The organism is Arthrobacter sp. CMU6 (assembly GCF_059090205.1).
The window spans coordinates 290377-309720 of the sequence record NZ_JBNHFL010000001.1 but is presented as its reverse complement, the minus strand read 5'-3'; the positions used below and the strand labels follow the sequence as shown (position 1 = coordinate 309720).

At 65.4% G+C, this 19344-nt stretch carries 16 protein-coding genes and 1 pseudogene; 7 read left to right on the top strand and 10 right to left on the bottom strand.

Features of this window, described 5'->3' with window-relative positions; genetic code table 11:
- Positions 1-698: 698 nt before the first annotated feature.
- From AC5RWD_RS01370 to AC5RWD_RS01355, 4 genes are all read left to right on the top strand, one after another.
- Entirely contained in the window at positions 699-956 is a 258-nt protein-coding gene (locus AC5RWD_RS01370) for a hypothetical protein (RefSeq protein WP_494018312.1), read from the top strand.
- 138 nt (positions 957-1094) lie between these two features.
- The gene (locus tag AC5RWD_RS01365; protein ID WP_494018311.1) at positions 1095-2495 is read left to right on the top strand and encodes a GAF domain-containing serine/threonine-protein kinase; all 1401 of its coding nucleotides are present in this window, start codon (positions 1095-1097) and stop codon (positions 2493-2495) included.
- A 249-nt stretch (positions 2496-2744) separates the two neighbouring features.
- Positions 2745-5096, top strand: coding sequence for a multicopper oxidase domain-containing protein (locus tag AC5RWD_RS01360; protein WP_494018310.1), 2352 nt, complete (start codon positions 2745-2747; stop codon positions 5094-5096).
- Positions 5097-5291: 195 nt separating this feature from the next.
- Positions 5292-5474, top strand: a complete 183-nt coding sequence (locus AC5RWD_RS01355) for a PspC domain-containing protein (protein WP_494018309.1) — start codon at positions 5292-5294, stop codon at positions 5472-5474.
- Positions 5475-5493: 19 nt separating this feature from the next.
- Here the strand turns inward: AC5RWD_RS01355 and AC5RWD_RS01350 are convergent, their stop codons facing one another.
- From AC5RWD_RS01350 to AC5RWD_RS01325, 6 genes and pseudogenes are all read right to left on the bottom strand, one after another.
- The gene (locus AC5RWD_RS01350) at positions 5494-6249 is read right to left on the bottom strand and encodes a ZIP family metal transporter (protein ID WP_494018308.1); all 756 of its coding nucleotides are present in this window, start codon (positions 6247-6249) and stop codon (positions 5494-5496) included.
- 202 nt (positions 6250-6451) lie between these two features.
- A complete protein-coding gene (locus AC5RWD_RS01345) occupies positions 6452-7606 on the bottom strand; it encodes a 3'-5' exonuclease family protein (RefSeq protein ID WP_494018307.1) in 1155 nt (384 codons plus the stop codon).
- Positions 7607-8081: 475 nt separating this feature from the next.
- Positions 8082-10349: an excalibur calcium-binding domain-containing protein gene (locus tag AC5RWD_RS01340; RefSeq protein ID WP_494018306.1), complete on the bottom strand. Its 2268-nt coding sequence runs from the start codon at positions 10347-10349 to the stop codon at positions 8082-8084.
- A gap of 296 nt (positions 10350-10645) precedes the next feature.
- On the bottom strand, positions 10646-10918 hold the full coding sequence (locus AC5RWD_RS01335; RefSeq protein ID WP_494018305.1) for a hypothetical protein: 273 nt from the start codon (positions 10916-10918) through the stop codon (positions 10646-10648).
- 211 nt (positions 10919-11129) lie between these two features.
- Positions 11130-11527: pseudogene (locus AC5RWD_RS01330) on the bottom strand (alkaline phosphatase D family protein); the annotation flags it as partial.
- A gap of 112 nt (positions 11528-11639) precedes the next feature.
- Positions 11640-12107 carry a hypothetical protein gene (locus AC5RWD_RS01325; RefSeq protein WP_494018304.1) on the bottom strand — a complete coding sequence of 156 codons (468 nt, stop codon included), beginning with the start codon at positions 12105-12107 and terminating at the stop codon, positions 11640-11642.
- 255 nt (positions 12108-12362) lie between these two features.
- Between AC5RWD_RS01325 and AC5RWD_RS01320 the strand changes: the two genes are divergently transcribed.
- Positions 12363-13679: a class I SAM-dependent methyltransferase gene (locus AC5RWD_RS01320; protein WP_494018303.1), complete on the top strand. Its 1317-nt coding sequence runs from the start codon at positions 12363-12365 to the stop codon at positions 13677-13679.
- Positions 13680-13724: 45 nt separating this feature from the next.
- Entirely contained in the window at positions 13725-14429 is a 705-nt protein-coding gene (locus tag AC5RWD_RS01315) for a type 1 glutamine amidotransferase domain-containing protein (protein ID WP_494018302.1), read from the top strand.
- A 129-nt stretch (positions 14430-14558) separates the two neighbouring features.
- Here the strand turns inward: AC5RWD_RS01315 and AC5RWD_RS01310 are convergent, their stop codons facing one another.
- From AC5RWD_RS01310 to AC5RWD_RS01300, 3 genes are all read right to left on the bottom strand, one after another.
- A complete protein-coding gene (locus tag AC5RWD_RS01310; protein WP_494018301.1) occupies positions 14559-14825 on the bottom strand; it encodes a hypothetical protein in 267 nt (88 codons plus the stop codon).
- A 126-nt stretch (positions 14826-14951) separates the two neighbouring features.
- Positions 14952-16355, bottom strand: coding sequence for a GntP family permease (locus tag AC5RWD_RS01305; protein WP_494018300.1), 1404 nt, complete (start codon positions 16353-16355; stop codon positions 14952-14954).
- Positions 16356-16408: 53 nt separating this feature from the next.
- Positions 16409-16954, bottom strand: coding sequence for a gluconokinase (locus tag AC5RWD_RS01300; protein WP_494018299.1), 546 nt, complete (start codon positions 16952-16954; stop codon positions 16409-16411).
- A 190-nt stretch (positions 16955-17144) separates the two neighbouring features.
- Between AC5RWD_RS01300 and AC5RWD_RS01295 the strand changes: the two genes are divergently transcribed.
- Positions 17145-17879 carry a FadR/GntR family transcriptional regulator gene (locus AC5RWD_RS01295; RefSeq protein ID WP_494018298.1) on the top strand — a complete coding sequence of 245 codons (735 nt, stop codon included), beginning with the start codon at positions 17145-17147 and terminating at the stop codon, positions 17877-17879.
- Between the two features lie 32 nt (positions 17880-17911).
- Here the strand turns inward: AC5RWD_RS01295 and nhaA are convergent, their stop codons facing one another.
- Positions 17912-19264, bottom strand: a complete 1353-nt coding sequence (gene nhaA, locus AC5RWD_RS01290; RefSeq protein WP_494018297.1) for a Na+/H+ antiporter NhaA — start codon at positions 19262-19264, stop codon at positions 17912-17914.
- Between the last annotated feature and the right edge of the window lie 80 nt (positions 19265-19344).

Below are 19344 nucleotides of genomic sequence, written 5' to 3'. Positions count from 1 at the left end.
CAACCAACACCCCCGGAAATAACAGGAACGAAGGCTGCACAAAATTTGAAACCAGCTAAAAACACCAGGCCGCACCACGGGGGTGGGCAGCCCGGCACAATCAACCAATTTAATAAAAAACCGGTATCAACAAACTTGGCACACTATTGAGTTCTCAAACAACAGACACACCCGGCACCACCCAAACCAACGTTCAGGATCGCTCCGGAGCAACTTTTCAAACTTACCCGGACCGGCGAAGCTTTGCAAATTAGCGTTTCCGCGATTCGAGCTGCAGTCAGGGTCCCCGGCCTGTCTCCGGCGCACTGCTTAGTGCACCGTTTTTCAGGCTGTTTGAAAGGGGGTCGGTCGCTATTTCTCCGCTTCAGCGGCGGCGACTCGAAAGACTCTACACGGCCCCAGAGGCACACGCAAATCGGCCCGGAGACCGGCCCAGTTCACCAATACGTATGCAAGCGATGGCAACTGTCCGGCCACCCTATGGGGCAACAGGCGCAGCGGGCAGAGGCACTGTTCGTATTCATCGATAGATCGGTAGGTGCCACGCCGCGTATGGGTCTGCGCGTTACCGGCTCAACTAGACAGAACAGTCTGTCTCGCATAAGTTTCAGGTAGATCGACGGCCCCCCGGGCGGAGATCCGTTTATCGCTGAAGCAGAAACGGCGGATCAATGTACTTGTCCTTAGAGGAGGCCAAAGTGGACGCTACCACGTTTGAACAATTTATTGCCGAGGCGCTGACCACGGAACGGGAAACCGACACGGTGCTAGGTCCGGACGAGCTCTTCGGCCTGTACACCAGCTGGTGCCTGATTCATAAGCTGCAGCCGGCCGCCCCTGACTCGCTGTTTGCGGCACTCACGCAGCGCGGCATCGATCCGGAGAACTGCGAACGGGCCATGACCGGGCCCGCTGCCGCCGACTACATCCTGTCAAGCGCCCCCAGCCTCATCTAGGCCGAACCACAGAAAGAGCCGATGCAAGTCGGCTCTTTCTGTGTACCCAACACTCGGCATTTCACGCATATTGCTGTCAACGCTTCAAAGCACTTATGACGCCGGCCCCGGGGCCCGGCAGGAAACTCAAGGTATCTAATGGCCGTACAACCCGGCATTGCAGAAGGCACAGTCCTCGGCGGAAGGTACCGGGTGCTGGAACAGATTGGTTCCGGCGCCATGGCCAACGTGTACCGGGCACTGGACGTGTCCCTCGAACGCGAGGTAGCCCTCAAAGTCATCAACAGAAGCAATGCAGCACAGGAAACAGCGCGCGACGACGACGCCGAAGTAAAAATCCTTGCGGCCCTGAACCACCACAGTCTCATCACGCTTCTTGACGCCGGCGTCGACAGGGAAGAGCCCAGCCGCACGCGCATCTACCTGGTCATGGAGTTGGTGGAAGGCCCGGATCTCAAGCGCCGCCTCGCCGATGGCCCGCTCTCCTCGCGGCACACGGCCGAGATCGGCTACGACATTGCGGACGCCCTCGCCTACATCCATGAAAGCGGCGTGGTTCACCGCGACGTCAAGCCGGGCAACATCCTGGTCTTCGACTACCAGCACGACACCGCCCGCACGCACGCGAAACTGACGGATTTCGGCATCGCTCTGATGGCTGATGCGCCGGACCTGCATGACGGCGGCTTCCTTGGCACCGCCGGCTACCTCAGCCCTGAACAGGCGAAGGCCGAGCCCATCGGACCGCCCAGTGATGTGTACTCGCTGGGACTGGTGCTGCTCGAGTGCCTTACCGGTCAGCAGGCCTTCCTGGGTGACCCGCTGCAGAGCGCACTGGCGCGCCTCATGGACGACCCCTATATCCCCGACGACGTCGAACCCGAGTGGCGCCTCCTCCTCGCCGCCATGACGGCGCGGAACCCGGAGGACCGGCCTTCCACCAGCGAGGTAAGCCAGGCCCTGTACGAGCTGTCCCTGAGCACCCGCGGGAAACACCGGGTGGACGCCACGGTCATTCCCCTGGACGAGGAAGCCCGGATGGAAGCGGTGCACAGCTACAGCATCCTCGACACTCCCCCGGACGGCGCCTTCGACAGGATCACGGCGCTGGCCGCCAGGCTCTTCTCAGTGCCGGTGGCCATCGTGTCGATCGTGGATCATGACCGGATCTGGTTCAAGTCCCACCACGGCCTGGAGGTGGAGCAGATCAACAGGGACCCCGGCCTCTGCGCGTCCGCGATCCTGCAGGACGAGCTGTGGGTGGTGGAGAACGCCCCGGAGGATCCGAGGACCTTGCTCAATCCGCTGGTCGCGGGAGATTTCGGGCTGAAGTTCTACGCCGGTGCTCCCCTTAAGAACCGGGACGGCTACAACCTTGGAACCCTGTGCATCCTGGACTTCAAACCGCGCACCATGACCCCGGAGGACACCGCCAATTTGCGTGACCTGGCCGCGGTGGTCATGACCGACATGGAACTGAGGCTGGAGGCAGCCACAGGCCTGACCGGCACTGCCCAGGGTCCCGTCGTCGTCAGTTAGACGCGGCATTGGCCAAGGACGCCGCCGTAAAGCGCCGCGCTAAGCCGCCGCCGTAAAGCACCGCCAAGCAGAACCACTGACGACGCCGGAACGGCGTATGACAGGACATGCCCCTCGCGAGGGAGTACCCCAAGTTTTTCCTAGGTTGTTGCACACACGATGAAGCCTGTCTGTAAGCGCAATTGGGGGCGACATGGACCTGTGTTCAGCAACTTTTTCCCGGTCTCCAATACACACAGGAGGTCGGCAATGGCAGTCTTGGACATCCACATCAATGACGGATTCGTTCCGATGGTGGACGGCTCGCTGGTCTATCACCGGGGCTTCGGGGACCGCCGCACCGCGGTAAACGACCCGAAGCCGGCGCTGGCGATGAGCCCGCGTGTCATCACCGCAAACGGAAGGGTCCTGGCCAGCCGCACCTATCCGCTCGGTGCGCCGGTGCCTCCGTATGGCAGGCCGTCGCCGCTGCGGCCGGACCCTGCACAGACCCGGCAGTTCCTTGCCCGGCGAGGCTACTGGGCCAGCTTCTTTCCACCCCGGACGCTGATCGCCGAGACGGGCAGCACCATCGAAATCATGGTGCACAACAACCTCGCTCAGCCGCACGAGATCCGGTTCCACCGTGCCGGCCCGGGCGGAGCGGACATTGGCTCAGGCCAGGTCGCCCCCGGAAAAACCAAGCTCCTGAGGTTTCCTGCGCCCCTGCCCGGGACCTACGTGTACACGGACCCCGGCAACCAGCCCGTGGAACGGACCCTTGGCCTGTACGGCGGCCTGGTGGTCATCGATCCGCGGAACGCCTGGCGGCTTGCCCCGGGCGCGGCGGAATTCGAGCGCCAGTGGCTGTGGCTGTGCCACGACGTCGATTCCAACTGGGCGCGCATCGCTGCGCGGGGGCAGACGATCGACCCATTGGCCATCCCAGCGGAGCCGGACTACTTCACCATCAACGGCTATTCAGGATTCCAATCGGTGGCGGTCACAGACGATGAGGAGTTCAACCACCGGCGGAAGGAGGACACCCTGCCGTCGGGGCATCCCCGCGAAACCGACGTGCGGAACTTCAGCGCCACCCCCTCAGCCGGGGCCATACGCACAGGACACCTCATGAGAATGCTGAACGCCGGGATCGTTGACCACCAGCTGCACTACCACGGCAACCACGTGTGGACGGTGCGCGCTAACGGCATCGACTTTCCCCGGACCAACGGCAGGGTCTCGCCCCAGGGTGATGTCGTCCTGCAACAGTGGGAGGACACCGTCCAGCTGCAGCCGCTGGAACGCAAGGAAGCCATGCTTCCGATCCGGCGCCCGCCCGAGGCGATCGACCAGGTCTGGAACGCCAGGGACGAGGACTGGACGTACCCCATGCACTGCCATGCTGAGCCCTCCCAGACGGCGCGCGGCGGGCTGTATCCCGGCGGCCTGGTGGCTGACTGGGTCCTGGCCGCAAAGACGATTCCCGAAACCGGGCTGCCTGGAACCGTCGAGGATGACGCGCACCACACGTTCAGGAGCCAGGTGGACTTCGCGTCGGACCAGCCCCATGAGGGCAGCCCGGAGACCGAGTTCCAGCTGAAGCCTGACGTCTACCTTCTGATGGACTTCTTCAACCGGAAATTCGAGTTCCCTGACGGCTCCGAGCACGAAATGTGGAGCTTCGAGGGCAACGACTTCGGCCGCCAGATCCCCGGCACCACCGTGCGGATGCAGGAGGGGCAACTCTTCCAGGCCACCATCAAGCCCAGCAAGAGGGTCCACACCATCCACTGGCACGGCATCGAACCGGACCCGAGGAACGACGGCGTGGGCCACACCTCCTTCGAAGTTACCGGGCACTACACCTACCAGTGGAGGCCGGATGTCGCCGAACGCGGCAACCCCAACCGGGGCTCGGCGGGAACCTACTTCTACCACTGCCACGTCAACACCCCGCTCCACGTGCAGATGGGCATGTTCGGCGCCATCGTCGTCGATCCCCGCCCCAACCCCGCTTTACCGGCGCCCGCAGGGACACGCCGTCACACGTTTGAGGGTCCGCTGTATGACATCGCCACGGAAACCCTGATCGCGCCCTACTCCATCGATCCCCGGTGGCACGAGCTCAACCACGCTGCCGGGCTCAACGGCGAGGATGCGGGACTGAACCGCTTCGAGCCCAGGCACTTTTTCCTCATTGGCGGCACCATCCCCAGCCGGCCAAGGGGTGACGACATAGTCTGGACCATCTCCCAGATGCGGGCCAACGTTGTCCGGCCCGGCAAGTACCCAACCCTGGTACGCATGGTCAACGTGGACTACTTCCCCACTCTGACCACGATCACCGACGCGGCGGGCAAACCGGCAAAAATCGCCGAACTGATCGCCCACGACGGCCGGCCATTCTGGACCACCCCCAGCCCCACAGGACCGGCAGTTCAGCCCTCAATGGCCAGGCAGCCGCTCCTGACCAACATCATCAAGTCTGGCGCCGCGGAGAAATTCGACTTCCTGCTGCGCCCGCCCACACCCGGAAAGTACACCATCACCATCCAGTTCCTGCACTGGATCACGTCAAAGGTCCTCGCCACGAGAACCGTAACCGTCAACGCGGCTTGAGCGGGTCCCCCAGGGACCGCTCGCTAAGGCTCGACGGCGTGAGGGCGACAGCGTCGCCGTCCACCCGTCGTCGGGGTACTTTTGGTGACCCGGCACCGGGTTGCCCGGACCCCGCCGTCGCCAGGTTCACGCACCCCGGAAACTGCCACGGTCCCGGTCGCTGACTCACGCGCAGCCGGCTGCTACTGTGGCGGCATGGAAACTGGCATGGTCCGCCCCAGGAGCGGCAAGATGATCGCGGGTGTCTGCGCTGCGCTGGCTGCGCGGTTCGGTATTTCCAAGGCCCTGGTCCGCATCGGCTTTGTGCTGTTCGGCCTGTTCGGTGTTGGGGAGCTGGTCTATATCGCCCTGTGGATCCTCATCCCCAAGGAGCGTTAGGCCTCCCGGACAAGGAGAGCTACCCGCCGACGTGGTGGATGGTGAAGGCGGAGAGGAAGCCGACCGCAGCCACCAGGCCGGTGAGGTTGTGGTGCTCCTCGAAAGCTTCGGGGATCATCGTGTCCGCGAGCATGGCGAGGATCCCGCCGGCGGCGACGGCGGTGATGAAGGCAACCATGCTGTCCGGTGCGGTTTCGAGCGCAGTGTAGCCAATGAGTGAGGCGAGCCCGCACAGCAGGGCGATGCCGCCCCATACACCGAAGACATACTTGGCGCTGCGGCCGGCTTTCTTCATGCCCGCCGTGCTGGACAGCCCTTCCGGGACGTTCGAGATGAAAACTGCGGCGAGCATGGCCGGGCTCACGGTGCCCGCCGTGATGAGGCCGAGGCCCAGGACCACGGATTCCGGGATGCCGTCCAGGAGTGCCCCGACGGCGATGGCCGTGCCGCTGCCCGGGTCCTCCTTTTCGGAGGGCTGCTGGTCCTTGGACCGCTTCCGGTGCTTGGCTCCGGAGCGGGCCAGCAGTGCGTTGGCGCTGACGTAGACCACCGCGCCGGCGAGGAAGCCGAGGACCGTGGGCCAGAGTCCGCCGCCCTGCACGGCCTCGTCCACGAGTTCAAACGCCAGGGCGGAGATGAGGACGCCGGCGCCGAACGCCATGATCGAGGAGACAAGCTTGGCGGGGATGTTCCATTTCCAGGACAGTCCCGAGCCAAGAACCAGGGCTCCGCCGGCAAGAGTTCCCCAAAAGAGCGACTGGGCCCACATGGGCATGGATGTCCGCCTTTCCCCGGCCGCGAGGCCTCGCTGAGCTTCCTTGAGCTTCCGTGACCTGAGGGGACGGCATTATTCAAATGCGCCCGCCCGCGGTCCACGAGCATTCTCGCAGATGGGACGCACGAACCCGCGGCGGCAGGCCGCAGATGCGGTGGATCAGGTGCCGGGGGTCAATTGGGGTGGGTCTGGTGCCAGCGGGTCAGGTGCCGGGCCGCAGCCGGTGCCAGCCACGAGTAATGGTTGCCCAGATCGCCCACGTGGTGGCGGCGGCTGCGGCCAGTGTCAGTGCAGCCGTGACGGCCTGGCCGGCGGCGAAGAAACGGATGGTGAGTCCGGTGAGGTAGGCGAGCCCGACGGCGGCCGCCAGTCCCAGCGCGAACAGCACCAGTCCCGCTGCGGTACTGAACACGCGCTTCGCGGCCTTCGGTTCGGCGGCGGCGTTCCGTTCACTGCGGTCAAAGTCAGCGGGCTCATCCTTGGTCCGGCTCAACTGCAGCAGGTCGGCGGTATCATTGCCGGCCCTGCCGGGCACGGCGGTGCCGGCCTCCGCGGTGCCGGCGAGGCCTGCCGTGTCGGCCCCCGCAGTGCCGGCGAGGCCCGCAATCAGGTGCAGGCCGGCGTCGGGCACCACCACGGCGAGGTTGGCACCAGGCCGATCCCGGCCCTCGGACTCGCCAAGCCCCTCGGGTGCGGGAAGCCCCTCGGGTGCGGCGTCGGATCCCCCATGTCCGGCGCCGCCGGGTGTTTCAGTGTCCGGGTCGGCGTCGGTGCGGACTCGCCGGCCACGGCGGCGCTTGCCGACCGCCGTCGTGGGCTGTTCCCACACCTCGTCAAGGCTGTTCATCCCGCGCCGGGCGGCGATGGCGAGCACTATCCGGGCGCAGGCCAGCGCGTGCTCCCGCGGCTCGTGCCGCTCCACCGGCGGTATACCCAGGGCGGCGAGGACATCGCTGAGGCGATGCCGCGGCAGCGGCAGGTGGTCCTGTGCGAGGTGCAGCGCGCAGTAAAAGTCCTTGGCTGGCAGGTCCAGGTGCTGGTGCTCTGTGGCTTCGCGCATTACGGAGGCGTCGTAGGCGGCGTCGAACGCCACGAGCGGGTCCTCCCAGACGAACTGCAGGATGCCTTCGAGGGACATCTCCCAGTCGGCGGCGTTCTGGACGTCCTGTTCCGCGATGCCGTGGAGCTCCACGTTGATGGGATCAAAGTCGTCGATGCCGGGCGGCGGCTTGATGAGCCACGACGCCGTGTCCACGATGTGCCCTTCACGGACCTTCACCAGGCCGACGGCGCATGCCGAGCCGCGGTGGCTGTTGGCCGTTTCGAAATCGATGGCCGTAAAAGTGATTCCTGACATCCTTGCCTCCCCAGGGCATAGCACGGGAGGTCGCAAGCGCCATTGCTTGTGACCCCCCGCACATGACCCCGCCATTCTTGCAGAAGAGATGCCGGATTACATGCCCAGCGGAAAATGTGACGTGCATCATTCGATCAATGAAAGGACCATTGACACCCTACCCCGCCCGGAGTAGCACGGCCTTGGGCGGTCCAATTCCGGGCCGCCCGAGGTGATTCTCCAAGCAACTTAGGAGCGCGTCATGCCTGTGGCCGGCATTCACGCGCGAGAAGACTGACCCCATCACCCGCGAGGTGGGCATGACCGAAGATCTGGAAGTGACGTTCTACGAGGTCCACAACTACCTGACCGCAGGACCGGACGCCTGACCGGAAAGCCCGACGGCGGGTGGCCGGCAATGATTGCCGGCCACCCGCCGTCGTGATTCAGCCCGCCACGGTGGCTGAGCCTTCCCGGTCGTTGGGCGTGTCAGAACCTATTCGCAAGCGATTCCGTCACTGTCACGGTCGAGGGCACTCCTGTAGCCGGGCTCTCCCCTGAATATCGGAGCCGCGCCGGCATTCCGCGCCGCAGTACAGTTGGCGTAGTACACCGCTGGGGCCGGAGGCACGTAGGGCGCAGCAATGCGTGCCGTGGCCCCGGAGACCTTGGCCAGTGTGATGTAGCCGACTTTTGACCCGGTGACACGGACAGTGTAGGTGGCTCCGGCGGCGCTGGCCGGGAGCCGATAGGAAGCCGCGGTTGCGCCAACGACGGCAACCCCTGAGCGGTACCACTGGTACCGGAGCGCGACCGGAGCCGGCGACCATGCGCCCGGGATGGCACTCAGCACATAGCCGACCTTGGCGGTACCGGTAATCCTCGGTGCCGGACCGGCCAGGGATCCCCTGGCCACAACGGCGGTCACCCCTGAGGTCTTGACCAATGTCGAATAGCCGGTTTTCGACCCGGTGACTCGGACCGAATACTTCGCCCCGGCGGCGCTGGCCGGAAGCCTATAGGAAGCAGCAGTCGCGCCAACGACGGCAACCCCTGAGCGGTACCACTGGTACCGGAGCGCTACCGGAGCCGGCGACCATACGCCTGGGATGGCGGTCAGCACATAGCCGACCTTGGCGGTGCCAGTAATCCTCGGTGCCGGACCGGCCAGGGATCCCCTGGCCACAACGGCGGTCACCCCTGAGGTCTTGACCAGCGAGTTGTAGCCAGTTTTTGCTCCAGTGATGCGGACCGAGTACGTCACCCCCGCAGCGTTGGCCGGAAGCCGGTAAGAAGCAGCCGTCGCGCCTACAACGGCAACACCGGAGCGGTACCACTGGTACCGGAGCGCGACTGGAGCCGGTGACCAAGTCCCCGGGATCGCGGTCAGTGCATAGCCGACCTTGGCGGTCCCAGTGATCCTCGGAGCGGCCCCGACAAGGGACCCCTTGGCGATGACGGCCGTGGCCGCGGAAGACTTAGCCACCACTGCGTAGCCGGCCTTCGATGCGGTTATGCGAACCGTGTAAGTCGCCCCAGCGGCAGTGGAAGGAAGCCTGTACGTCGTCGCCGTTGCTCCTGCAACAGCGACGCCGGAACGGTACCACTGGTAACTGAGCGTTTCTGGAGTCGGTGACCATGTGCCTGGGACCGCTGTCAGTACATAGCCAACCTTCGGGGTGCCCGTGATCTTCGGGGCAGGACCAATCAGGTCATCCTTGAATGTCAACGTCCACGACGCGGCAGCACCGGACGAAATGACATAGTCGGCTTTTGCCACCGCCGTCACTGTGACCGTGCCGACGCCTGCATACGTTCCGGCGGCCACTATCTTTCCGCCTACGAGGTAATCAACACCCGTCGTGGACGGAACGGTGTAGGTGTCGTCCTTCATGCCCAACTGGTCCCTGAACAAAACTGCCGCCGGAGACACGGGGTACGGAGTTGCCTTGAACGTCGCCGTCCACGACGCAGCAACGTCCGGCGCTACGGCAAATCCTTCTTTTGCTGTCGCTGTCACCGTGACAGTGCCGGTTCCGGGATAAGGACCTGCCGGCACCGCCTCCCCATTGACTCGGTAGTCGACTCCGTCCGACGCCGGCACGGTATAGGTGTCGTTGTTCGTGCCATCCACGTCTGAGAACGTCACTTCCGCTGGGATTGCTATACGGACAACCGTGGCGCTGGGCTCACTCGTGCGAGCTTCCGACGAATATCCGGGCTGCGAGCCCGTGATCTGAATGGTGATCGTCTTGCCGGCATGGATCTCGTTAAGGACCAGAGCGGGCTCTGTGGCCCCATCCAAGGGTGCACCGTCAGCCGACCACTGATAGGAAAATGTGGTGCCCGGGGTCCAGTCGCCGGCCTCGACTGTTAGCGTCCTACCGACAGCGGCATCCCCGAATATTCTCGGTGTGGCAACCGCGAGTGTTCCGTATCCGATGGCGGCTGTTGGCTCGCTCGTGCGCGATTCGGGCGTTGAGCCAAGCTGAGTTCCGGTCACTCGCGCCGTGATCACCTTGCCTGCCTGGCTTGGGCCCAAAACGAGCGCGGACCCTGTAGCGCTTTCCAGCGGCTGGCCGTCCGCCAGCCACTGATACTCAAGGATGGTTTCCGGCGCCCAGTTTCCCGGGTCGACAGTGAGCGTCTGGCCCACCACGGCCTCGCCTGAAACAGTCGGCGCAGTATTTGCTGACGAGTCAATCGGTTCCGTTAGCGTGACCGGAACCGGCTCATTCTGCGGGACGGTAGCGTTTGCTGGCATTACGCCTGCGGCCGTAGCAGCAACGGCGACCGCAAGGGTTGCTGCCAGGCGTCGAGCCCAAATTGAGACAGTGGTGGCGCGACAATGATCGGTCATGGATCCCCCATTACTTGAAGAACTTCAACATTCAACTGAGAGAACTATGCCATGGTTTTTGACCGGCGTTTTCCATGCTGCGAACGGGCGAACGTCGCGTCTGGCTCTTGGAGTGGCCACCGTCTCCGGACAGCCCGGCGGCGGGTGGTCAGCATCGGTTGGCGACCACCCGCCGCCGCAGTCGTTGAGCTTCTTGAAACCTACCGCCCGGGGTTGGGATCAACGCCCTCCGAAGCGGGCAGCGCGCCGTCGGACGGGATATCGGCAAGGTCCTGGCCGTCCTCCGCCGGAGCAGAAGACACTGCGACTGGCTCGCTGGGATGCGGATGGTCTTTGTGCCGGGCTTCCTGAAGATGCTGTTCCAGCTTCTCTTCCGCGTCCCGGCGGCGCTGCCCAACCGTGCGCATCTGCTGGGTGGTGGGTGCTGAGTGGGCGTGCAGGTGCGGCCCACGGTCCGGAAAGTTCTCGCTCATAGTGGAATCGTCCCACCGGACAGCACGGGTGGCTACCTCCCCTGCTCGCGGGCACAGACGACCAGGAGATCCGGCCGTTGCCGGCCGCACAGCAGCCTGCCATTCTGGGCGAATCCTGCTTACAACAGCGAAAAGTACCAGCCGCCCGGCACCGCAGAGCAGCCCGAGGTTACGGTCGACTGCCCCTGCCCCGCAAGCCCAAACGGCGGACTTAGCGCTCCGGGTTCAGGTCCTTACGGAAGATCACCGTGCCGTTGGCGTTGCGGAGCGTGACGGAGAAGACCTCGTTCTCGCCGAGGTCCACGTGGCCGAAGTACTGGCTTTCGCCGCTGCGCGGGGACTCGCCGGCGTAGGCGCCGCCCCGGGAGAAGACCACTTCGGGGCCGAAGGTGCGGTCCATCTGGTTGGGCCCGAAGCTTCCGGCGTTGATCGGCCCGCCGACGAACTCCCAGAAGGGGGTGAAGTCCTGGAAGGCGGCTCGCTCGGGCGAGTCGTGGTGGGCGGCGCAGCAGTGCGCGTCCGCGGTGAGCCAGACGACGTTTTAACCCGGTTGCGCTTGAACGCGGACAGTGGGCGCGCGATCTCGAGCTCCTTGCCCTCTGAAGGCCCGAGCGAGTGGCTGATATGTGCGCACTTCTGGCATAACGCTAAAAGCGAGTAAACGGGTGGCTGGCGATTCCTGCCAGCCACCCGCCGTCGTACGTTTTCTCAGGGAAACAGTTCAGCGCAAAGGCACTTCATCCACGAACGCCACGGGCCCTACAGCTTGCTGGTAGAGCTTGAGGGCGTCGGGCACGGCCAGGTTGCCGAAGTTCAGTGAGAGCTGCAGGCCCTCCAGCTGGGCGTTGGCGGACTCGGCCGCGCTGACTTTTTCGCCAAGGGCCCGGGAGTTCGCGAAGTTCGTAGCCAGCGCGGCGGCGACGGAGAAAATCACGGCTGCCAGACAGAGGAAGCGCCAGACGATGGAGTCGTCGTCCAGTGAGAATATCCCGCGCACTGCCTCCGTGAATCCAGTGCCGCCAACGGCCGGGCCGGCGGTGAGCATGGCGGCCAGGGCACTGCCCACGATGCTGATGTTGGAGAGTCGGTTGCGTCGCGGCCGCTCCCGTCCCAGGTAGGAGCGGATGGCCTGCTGCTTTTGGTCTATGCGTTCGGACAGCCGTTGACGCGTATCCGCGGATTCGTCCATGGTCTGCTACAGCCTTTCTCCCCCATCGACGTTTTGGATCAGGATCCCACCGCCCTCATGTCCGGTCCAGACTCGGATGCTCCGGACCCGCCGCCGGACCCTGAACAGTGGCACGTCGGAACGCCCGCATGAACTGTGACACCGGGAGACAGGGTTGTCTCCCTGTCCGGCGCAGGCAGGCTTGTGTACGTTATTGCCACGGGACTGCAATGGCGCAGCCTGCCGAGCTGGGGCAACGGACGAGAGGCGACAAGGATGGCAAAGACGACCGGAGCGGCACCAAAACTGGCCAAGGCATTGGCCATCGTTCTTGGCACCAGGGACCTGGGCACAGGGGGGCCGGGCACAGATCAGATCCCGGTACGGCTGCGGGCCTGGGATGGTTCGGAAGCGGGGCCGGCTGATGCGCCCCTGATCGAATTCACGTCCCGCCGGGCGCTGCGGCGGATACTCTGGTCGCCCGGGCAGCTGGGCTTGAGCCGGGCGTACGTGGCCGGTGAAATCAAGGCGCACGGCGACATCTTCGCAGCCTTCGCCGCACTCAGCTCCGCCGGCAAGTTCGCCCAGCCCGGTCCGTTCACCAAGCCGACGGCAGGCGAAGCATGGACCCTGGTGAAGACCGGGATCCGGCTCGGCGCGCTCGGCCCCAACCCCGCTCCCCCGCCGGAGGAGGCAAGGGTGGAGAGGCACGGCAGGCGGCACAGCAAGAACCGCGATGCCGCCGCAATCTCGCACCATTACGACGTCGGCAACAACTTTTACCGGCTGGTGCTTGGCCCGTCCCTGGTGTACTCATGCGCGGTCTGGTCCGACGAGGGCACGGGCCTGGACGCTGCCCAGGAAGCCAAACTCGACCTCGTCTGCCGGAAGCTCGGACTGGCGCCGGGCATGCGGGTGCTGGACGTGGGCTGCGGCTGGGGAAGCTTCGCGTTGCATGCGGCCGGGCGGTACGGCGTTAGGGTCGTCGGCATCACGCTGTCCATCGAGCAGGCGGAGCTGGCCCGGAAGCGGGTGGCCGAGGCCGGGCTGACCGAACATGTGGACATCCGCGTCCAGGACTACCGCGACATCGACGACGGCCCCTACGACGCGATCAGCTCCATCGGCATGTCCGAGCACGTCGGCCGCGAGCAGCGGGGCCGCTACGTCTCGCAGCTCCATGGCCTGCTGCGCCCCGGCGGCCGCCTGCTCAACCACGCCATCTCGTGGAATGCCGGGCCCACCGAGGACGATCCGGATTCCTTCATCCCCCGCTACGTCTTCCCCGACGGCGAGATGCTGAGCCTGGGTGAGATGGTGGTGGCGCTGGAGGGCGGCGGCTTCGAAGTGCTCGACGTCGAGGCCCTCCGCCGGCACTACGCCCTGACCCTGCGGGCCTGGGTGAAGAACCTCGAAGAGCAGTGGGACGAGGCAGTCCGGCTGACGTCCGAGGGCCGCGCCCGCATCTGGCGGCTGTACATGGCAGCCAGCGCACTCGGCTTCGAGGCCGGCCTGACGGGCGTGAACCAGGTGTTGCTGCAAAAGGCCGGCGGCGAGGAACCGCCCCTGCGGCTGCGGAACTGGGCCGGCTGAGCCCGTCGGCCTAAACCAAGAAAAACCACATAAGGAGCAAGGACAATGGCTAACATTCTGATGGTCGTCTCGGCGGCCGATTCGCTGACCATGAAGGATGGCAGCCGGCACCCCACGGGATTCTGGGCCGAGGAGCTGGTTGTGGCGCACCGGACCCTGCAACAGGCCGGACACAACGTGGACTTCGCCACGCCCGGCGGCGTCAAACCCACCGTGGACAAGCTCAGCCTGCAGGCGGACACCGTCGGCAGCGAGGAGCGGGCGGAGGATTTCCGCGCCTATCTAGAGATGATCGACGTCGACCTTTTCGCCCCGCTGGTGCTGGCCGACGTCGACATTTCCGGGTACGACGCCGTGGTCCTGCCCGGCGGCCACGCCCCTATGGCGGACCTCTTCCAGGACAAGGACCTCGGCCGCATCCTCGTGGAGGCCGACGGCGTCGGCAAGATCATCGCGCCCTTCTGCCACGGGCCGGCGGGCCTGCTCAGCGCCACGGCCGCCGACGGCGCGTTCGCCTTCACGGGCCGCAAGGTGACCGTGTTCGCCAACTCGGAGGAACTGGGCGGCGGCACCGGCGAGAACACGCCGTGGTTCGTGGAGACGGCGCTGCGGGAGAAGGGCGCCAACGTGGAAACCGGCCCGGACTGGGCCAGCCATGTGGTGCGCGAGGGCAACCTGATCAGCGGCCAGAACCCGCAGTCCAGCGAGGACGTGGCCAAGGAGGTCATCAAGGCCCTCGCGGAAGAGTAAGCGCGGCTGGTTGGGCTTGTCGAAACCGGCCACCTCGATCTCGACAGGCTCGATCAGCGGAGCCGGTCTCGATCTCGACAGGCTCGACCAGCGGGAGACAGGCTCGATCAGCGGAGACGGGAGTCTCCGTCAGTCACCCATGCCGGGCTGGACGCGTACGAAGTCGACCTTGTTGCCGGGGTTGCTCCGGCTTTTCTGGTGACGTGAGAAGCCCTTCGCGTCCAGATGGTTCTGTGCGCGGAACTCGGCCAGGGCCTCGTCGTACGCCTGGTTGAGCCGCTTGCCGGAGACCTCCTCCACCGAGCCGTCGGAAAAGGTGACGGAGACGAGGACGCTCTCCGGGAAATGCCGGTTCATCCGGATGAAGCCTTCGGCATCCTGCTGCAATTTGATCAATGTGGTCCGCCTTCTGGTTGAGGGTTCCAGTCTCCCGCACTTTTGAAAAACCAGCGGACATAAGTCCGACGGCGGGAGGCCGGCAGATCTGCCAGCCTCCCGCCGTCGTACTCCAGAAAGCCGTGGCTAACCCGCGAGCCCGGCCACGAGGAAGATGACCGCGGCGATCGTGAAGCCCATGACACCGATGAGGGTTTCCATCACAGTCCAGGTCTTCAGCGTGGTTTTGACGTCCATGCCGAAGAAGCGGCCCACGAGCCAGAAGCCGGAGTCGTTGACGTGGGAGACCACCACGGAGCCGGCAGCCACGGCGATGACCATGGCAGCGATCTGCATGCCGTTCAGCCCCGCCGCCGCCACACCCGGGGCGACTAGGCCGGCGGTGGTGGTGAGCGCCACGGTCGCGGAGCCCTGGGCGATGCGCAGGATGGCCGAGATCAGGAAGCCGGCCAGAATGAGCGGGATGCCCAGGTTGCCGAGCACGTCCGCAAGGGCGTCGCCGATTCCTGAGGTGCGCAGCACGCCGCCGAACATGCCGCCGGCGCCGGTGATCAGGATGACGGAACAGACGGGGCCCAGCGAGGATTCGAGCAGCTTCTCAAGGGCGCCGTTGTGGACGCCCCGGCGGGCACCGAGGACGAACATGGCCACGAGGACCGAGATCAGCAGCGCCACCGGTGTTTCGCCGAGTGTGCGCAGCACCTGGAACCACTGCTCGTTCTTGACCGCTTCGGGCAACACGCCGGAGGCGGCGAGGGTGTTCAGGCCCGTATTGATGAAGATCAGTCCCAGCGGCAGAAGCAGCAGGCCGATGACGGTGCGGAACCGCGGCGGGTGCGATTCGGCGTCGGCCGTGGCGTGGCCGAGGAGTTCCGGAACCGGGAGGTGCAGCTTCTTGCCGGTCCACAGGCCGTACAGGTAGGCAGTGACGTACCACGTGGGGATTGCCGTCAGCAGGCCGGCAATAGTGACCAGGCCGACGTTCGCCTCAAAGAAGGCCGACGCCGAGACGGGACCCGGGTGCGGCGGCAGGAAGATGTGCATCACGGAGAATGCGCCGGCGGCGGGCAGTCCGTAGCGCAGCACTCCCCCGCCCAAACGGTGGGCCACAGCGAACACGACGGGGAGCATGACCACGAGGCCGGCGTCGAAGAAGATGGGGAAGCCGAAGATCAGGGACGCGAGGCCCAGCGCGAACGGTGCGCGCTTTTCGCCGAAGATGCCAATCAGGTAGTCAGCCAGCACCTTCGCGCCGCCGCTGGTCTCCACGATGCGGCCGAGCATGGCGCCCAGGCCCACAAGCAGCGCAACGGTGCCCAGGGTTGTCCCGAAGCCGTTGACCAGCACCGGCACTACCTGGTTGGCAGGGATGCCGGTGGCGAAGGCCGTGGCAAGGCTGACCACGATCAGTGCCAGCAGCGCGTGCATGCGCAGCCGGATGATCAGGACGAGCAGGACGGCGATGGCCGCTGCCGCGATGAGCAGCAGCGGTCCTGCGCCCAGTGTTTGGGTCCATCCTTCGATGGTCATGGTTCTCCTTTGAAACAGGTTCTTGCGTTCGGGAGGTGAAAGAGGGCGGGCGCTTAGCTAGCGCTCGGGGTCTTGCCAGACGGGAGGTTCAGCGCTGCGAGGATGGCATTGATGAGCTCCTCCGGGGAGCGGGTGATGTCCAGGCGCAGGCTCCCGGCCTCCAGCTCGTCAGCGGTCAGCGGTTCCAGGGCGGCCAGCTGGCTGGGCAGGAGCGTGGGCGGCATGAAGTGGCCTTCGCGCCCCTGCATGCGCTGGCTGATCAGGGCGGCGTCGCCGTGCAGATGGATGAAAAGGACGCGGCCTTCGGCTTCGGACAGCAGCTTGCGGTAGCTCTGCTTCAGGGCGGAGCAGGTGAGGACGGTGCTGTGGCCGGCCCGGGCCTGTTCGGTCATCCAGTTCTGGATCTGCCGCAGCCAGGGCCACCGGTCCTCGTCCTGCAGCGGAATACCCTGGCTCATCTTGCCGATGTTGGCCTGCGGGTGGAACTCGTCCGCCTCCGCGCTGGCCCAGCCGAGGTGCTTGGACAGGGCCGCGGCAATCGTGGACTTGCCCGAACCGGCAACGCCCATCACCACCAGATGCGTGGCTGGATACTGCATGTTTACCTCCGAAGAAGACGTCTTTGGCTTGTGGAAGAAGCTCAATCTGCAGCCCGACTCGAACTGCGCTGGAGATAAGGTATCACCAATTAGCCTGAAAGATACTATCTTTGCGTGTCACAGGTCATACCTTTGCTGTCCTCTTCCGGTACGCTGGAGGAGCGCTTCAGCGCGAAAGGAAGGCAGGATCATGTCGACGGCGACAGAAGACCGCGCGGGTGACGCGCACGACGGCGTGTTGTCCCCCGCCATGCACGAACGCGTCCTCGACGCTGTGGGCGTGGCCATCGCCTCCGGCGCGCTGGCACCTGGAGGCCGCCTGACCCTTGAAGGTCTGCAGCAGGAGTACGGCGTGTCCCGGACAGTGGCGCGGGACACCATGAAGGTGCTCGAGTCGATGAACCTGGTCTACTCACGCAGGCGGGTGGGGATCGTGGTCCAGAGCCCGGACCTCTGGAACGTCTACGATCCCAAGCTGGTCCGGTGGCGTCTGGCGTCCGAGCGCCGCGCCCAGCAGTATGCCAGCCTCACGGAGCTGCGCATCGCCGTCGAACCCATCGCCGCTGCCGGCGCGGCCCGCCGCGCAAGTGCCGCCGAGCGCAGACAGCTGGTGGCTCTGGCCGCGGACCTGCGGCGGCTGGGTGAAGCGGGCGAGCTGGAGGCGTTCCTCGCAGCCGACATCGCCTATCACCGGCTACTGCTAAAGAGCTGCGGCAACGAGATGTTCTCGGCGCTCGAAGGGATGGTGGCCGAGGTGCTCACCAGCCGCACCCATCAGGGACTCATGCCGTTCAAACCGCGGCCCGAAGCCCTGGACGCCCACGAGGAGGCGGCCGCCGCGGTCGCCGCCGGTGACGCCACCGCGGCGGAGACCGCCATGCACCACATCCTGGACGAGGTCCGCGAGGCGATGGGGCTGCACTAGTCCCCCGCCGGTTGAGTCCGCCGGAACCTGGTTCAGGAGCGGTGGTCCCGTTCATAGACGTCGGGGATGCCGTTATGGTCCGAGTCGATTTCCTCTTCCGCTTCTGCCAGCCGGTACTGGCGGTTTCGGGTGCTGAGGACGGCCGCTGCGAGCAGTGCAGCGATGAGTGACGCCGTCAGGATGCCGACCTTGGCGTGGTCGTCCTGGATGGTTCCGTGACCGAAACTGAGTTCAGCCACCAGCAGGGAGACGGTGAAACCTATTCCGGCCAGGAGGGAGACTCCGAAGATGTCGATCCATTTGAAGGAATCATCCAGCCTTGCCCGGGTTGCCTTTGTGAGCACCCAGGTGGTGCCGAGAATCCCGGCAGGCTTACCCAGTACGAGGGCGAGGATGACGCCCAGGGCGACCGGGTCGGTCAGGGCCGAGAGCAGTCCTTCCCATCCTCCGACCGCGACTCCGGCGGAGAAGAACGCGAAGATCGGTACGGCGATGCCTGCGGAAATGGGGCGGAAGCGGTGTTCGAAGGCTTCCGCGAGGCCTGGGCCCGCGTCGGGGCCGCCGCTGGCCTGGGAGCGGATCACGGGGACGGCGAATCCCAGCAGCACACCGGCGACGGTGGCGTGGATGCCCGAGGCGTGCACGAGCGTCCAGGTGGCGATGCCCAAGGGCAGCAGGATGAGCCAGGCTGCTGCCAGCCTGGATCCGAAGAACCGGCGGTATTTCTGGGCGAGGAAAGTGTAGAGGCCCAGGGGAACCAGTGCCAGCAGCAGCGGCCCGGGCTGGATGTCGCTGGAGTAGAAGATGGCGATGATGCTGATCGCGATCAGGTCATCGACCACGGCCAGGGTGAGCAGGAAAATCCGCAGGGCGCTGGGCAGGTGGGAGCCGATGATCGCCAGGACGGCGACGGCGAAGGCGATGTCGGTGGCAGTGGGGATCGCCCACCCCCGCAACATCTCCGGACTCGAAAGGTTGATGAGGGCGTAGATTACTGCGGGGATAGCGACGCCGCCGACGGCGGCCGCGATGGGGACGATGGATTTGCTGATCTTCCGCAGGTCTCCGGCGACGAACTCCCGTTTGAGCTCGAGTCCGACCAGGAAGAAGAAGATTGCCAGCAGGCCGTCGGCGGCCCAGGCTCCGAGGCTGAGGTTAAGGTGCCAGGGCTCGTAGCCGATCCTGAAGTCCCGGAGTGCGAAATAGCTGTCGGCCAAAGGTGAGTTGGCCCAGATGAGCGCTACGACGGCTGCGGCGACCAGCAGGGCGCCACCGACGGTTTCTTTCCGCAGTATCGTCCCGATGCGCAGCGCCTCGGCGTAGCTGCCGCGTCCGAAGACGGTGGATCCGCCGGGCGGCGGAGCTGAGGGGGTGTGCTGGTTCATTAGGTGTCCTGATCGTTGGCTCGACAAATACCGTGCCGACCAGACTTCCCGGCTCACCTGCCCCCAGTCTATGTGCTGGG

What these genes read in the sequence shown, in the direction of transcription:
- AC5RWD_RS01365 (WP_494018311.1), top strand. Translation starts at nt 1,095, where the DNA reads ATGGCCGTACAACCCGGCATTGCAGAAGGCACAGTCCTCGGCGGAAGG.
- AC5RWD_RS01360 (WP_494018310.1), top strand. Translation starts at nt 2,745, where the DNA reads ATGGCAGTCTTGGACATCCACATCAATGACGGATTCGTTCCGATGGTG.
- AC5RWD_RS01355 (WP_494018309.1), top strand. Translation starts at nt 5,292, where the DNA reads ATGGAAACTGGCATGGTCCGCCCCAGGAGCGGCAAGATGATCGCGGGT.
- AC5RWD_RS01350 (WP_494018308.1), bottom strand. Translation starts at nt 6,249, where the DNA reads ATGCCCATGTGGGCCCAGTCGCTCTTTTGGGGAACTCTTGCCGGCGGA.
- AC5RWD_RS01345 (WP_494018307.1), bottom strand. Translation starts at nt 7,606, where the DNA reads ATGTCAGGAATCACTTTTACGGCCATCGATTTCGAAACGGCCAACAGC.
- AC5RWD_RS01340 (WP_494018306.1), bottom strand. Translation starts at nt 10,349, where the DNA reads ATGCCAGCAAACGCTACCGTCCCGCAGAATGAGCCGGTTCCGGTCACG.
- AC5RWD_RS01335 (WP_494018305.1), bottom strand. Translation starts at nt 10,918, where the DNA reads ATGAGCGAGAACTTTCCGGACCGTGGGCCGCACCTGCACGCCCACTCA.
- AC5RWD_RS01325 (WP_494018304.1), bottom strand. Translation starts at nt 12,107, where the DNA reads ATGGACGAATCCGCGGATACGCGTCAACGGCTGTCCGAACGCATAGAC.
- AC5RWD_RS01320 (WP_494018303.1), top strand. Translation starts at nt 12,363, where the DNA reads ATGGCAAAGACGACCGGAGCGGCACCAAAACTGGCCAAGGCATTGGCC.
- AC5RWD_RS01315 (WP_494018302.1), top strand. Translation starts at nt 13,725, where the DNA reads ATGGCTAACATTCTGATGGTCGTCTCGGCGGCCGATTCGCTGACCATG.
- AC5RWD_RS01305 (WP_494018300.1), bottom strand. Translation starts at nt 16,355, where the DNA reads ATGACCATCGAAGGATGGACCCAAACACTGGGCGCAGGACCGCTGCTG.
- AC5RWD_RS01300 (WP_494018299.1), bottom strand. Translation starts at nt 16,954, where the DNA reads ATGCAGTATCCAGCCACGCATCTGGTGGTGATGGGCGTTGCCGGTTCG.
- AC5RWD_RS01295 (WP_494018298.1), top strand. Translation starts at nt 17,145, where the DNA reads ATGTCGACGGCGACAGAAGACCGCGCGGGTGACGCGCACGACGGCGTG.
- nhaA (WP_494018297.1), bottom strand. Translation starts at nt 19,264, where the DNA reads ATGAACCAGCACACCCCCTCAGCTCCGCCGCCCGGCGGATCCACCGTC.